Source organism: Xenorhabdus vietnamensis (assembly GCF_002127535.1).
GTDB lineage: Bacteria > Pseudomonadota > Gammaproteobacteria > Enterobacterales > Enterobacteriaceae > Xenorhabdus > Xenorhabdus vietnamensis.
Genome location: NZ_MUBJ01000071.1, coordinates 1 through 2,034 on the forward strand (window position 1 = coordinate 1; position 2,034 = coordinate 2,034).

Annotated in this window: 2 protein-coding genes and 1 pseudogene; all 3 read right to left on the reverse strand. The window is 60.9% G+C overall.

The genetic code is table 11. From position 1 onward, the window contains the following. Positions 1-155: 155 nt before the first annotated feature. Complete coding sequence (xerC, locus tag Xvie_RS20090; RefSeq protein ID WP_038234955.1) at positions 156-1,205, reverse strand: site-specific tyrosine recombinase XerC; 1,050 nt, start codon at positions 1,203-1,205, stop codon at positions 156-158. After that, positions 1,162-1,416 (reverse strand): hypothetical protein, encoded by a 255-nt coding sequence (locus Xvie_RS21255; protein ID WP_139837552.1) that lies wholly within the window; start codon positions 1,414-1,416, stop codon positions 1,162-1,164. The genes xerC and Xvie_RS21255 overlap by 44 nt, the downstream gene beginning before the upstream one ends. Before the next feature lie 8 nt (positions 1,417-1,424). Then, positions 1,425-2,034, reverse strand: a pseudogene (locus Xvie_RS20095) (DNA primase); the annotation flags it as partial.

The window sequence follows — 2,034 nt, forward strand, 5'->3', positions numbered from 1 at the left end:
TATTACGACATTATGTTGAATAGGCTTTGGGCGGCCACAACAGACTTAACGGGGACACCACGGGACAGGCCGACCATTGCCCACGTACCCCCGCAGACACCGGGGCCGACGGGCAGTCCGGTCACGGTCTGCCCCCGCACCGCACCCTGCCCAACCTAACGGGGACGCCCGGGTTTTCCGCCACGTCGGGCGTGAGGGTCAGAGGCCGTGCCGTCAGCAACGCCGTGCCCTGAGCGGCTCTCGGGCGGCTCGGTATCCGCATCCGGCGGTAGAGGGTCTGTTCGCTCTGCCGGATGGGTCTGCTGATGCACTTTCTTCAGGTGACCGATAGCCACCCGGGTATATCGCTGGGTCGATTCCAGGCTGGCATGGCCCAATATCGCCTGGATATGCCGGGTATCTGCGCCGTTCTCCAGCATTTGTGTGGCCATGCCATGCCGGAACAGGTGACACCCCCCGGGTTTGTCGATGTTGGCACGGTGGAGCGCATTGCGCACTATCTGGGTCAGGTTGTTGTCATTCAGCCCCCGGCCATGTTGTGACACAAACAGGTAACCCGGGTCTTGCCCCCACACCAGACGCGGGCGGACATCGTTAAGGTAGCACTGCAACCAATGCCGGGCTGACTCACCCAGCGGAACCACCCGATCCTGACGGCCTTTGCCCTGCCGGACAAACAACATGCTGCCCGCTAAATCCAGCTCACTGAGCTGCAACCGGGCGAGTTCTGAACGCCGGATGCCACTGCTCCACAGCGTTTCCAGTATCGCCCTGTCACGAACACTGAGCGGGTTGTTGCTCCCGGTCATCGCCAGCACCTGCCGGGTTTCCTGCTCGTTCAGCATGCCCCACGGCAACCGTCGCTCGGCGCGGGGCAACTCCAGCTCCCGCGCCGGGTTATACCGCAGGTGCTGCCGCTTCACCAGCCAGCGGAACAGGTGGCGCACGCTGGTCAGTTTTTTGATGATCGTGCTGGCCGTTATCGGCCGGCCATACCGGTTTTTCTGGGCGGTCAGGCTCTGCTGCCAGCTTTCCAGCTGCGGGAAGCTCACCTGCTGCGCCATCGTGATCCCCCGTTCGTCACACCACGCGATAAATTCCCGCAGGTTTCCCCGGTAGTGTGCCCGGGTTTCCCGTGTGTAGCGCAGGGCGTCGAGGTGGTCAAGGAAGTGCTGTATGTGTTGCCTGAGTGTCAGTGATGCCATGATAAGCCTCCTGTCTGTGTGATAAGGGGCGGTTACGATACGTTTCGTTCATCCCCCCCCGGAACAGTGTTTTTTGCGCTAATCCGACCGCTTTTCTGTGATGCCTTGTTATCTCTGCCTTAGCGGGGATTTTACGTTCCCGACCACCTGCCGACGGCACGCCGACCCAGGGGCGACTGCTTATCTCTTTCCCCCGACCGGAACACGTCATACCCCCTTTCAGGGCACTATCAAGCCGTTCAGGTGCGCGGCATCGCTGCCGTCGCCGTCAAACAGCAGTTCATAGGTGAACGTCAGCCCGCGCCGGTGCAGCAGCAGGTATTCCATTTCAACCAACCGTGAGAGATGGAGTTTGAGCTGGGTATCGCCCCACAGCACGGCATCGCGTAACTGCTTGCGGGTAAAAATCATCTCGTGGCGCGGCTGGCCGCTGTCCCTGACCCAACCCTGTATTAACAGCAACAACTTGCGGGTCTGCGGCGGCATCTCGTCCAGCGTCCGGCCTAAGATGTCATGCGCGAGCTGGTTCGCCAGACGGATATCATCCTTGGTCACTTCGAGGTATTCCAGCTTGCGGCCACGATGCTCAGCGGTCTTGATGTCCCGCTGGTACTGGTGCAGCAGGGCAATGCTCTGAATCAGCGTCAGGTATTTCATGTGGTCACGGCGGGTGCGGGTTTTGTCGGACAGGAAGGTCAGCTGGCTGGCGTAAGGATTGACCACATTCAGCGGTTTCAGCAGGCGCTGGGCATTCTGGTGCAGGGCCGTCAGATAGTCCCGCTCGTTCTCCGCCAGTAAGCCCTCAAGGGTTTGCTTCCGGCGCTGCAAC

Coding starts and splice junctions, on each gene's coding strand:
- xerC (WP_038234955.1), bottom strand. CDS start 1,205: ATGGCATCACTGACACTCAGGCAACACATACAGCACTTCCTTGACCAC.
- Xvie_RS21255 (WP_139837552.1), bottom strand. CDS start 1,416: ATGACGTGTTCCGGTCGGGGGAAAGAGATAAGCAGTCGCCCCTGGGTC.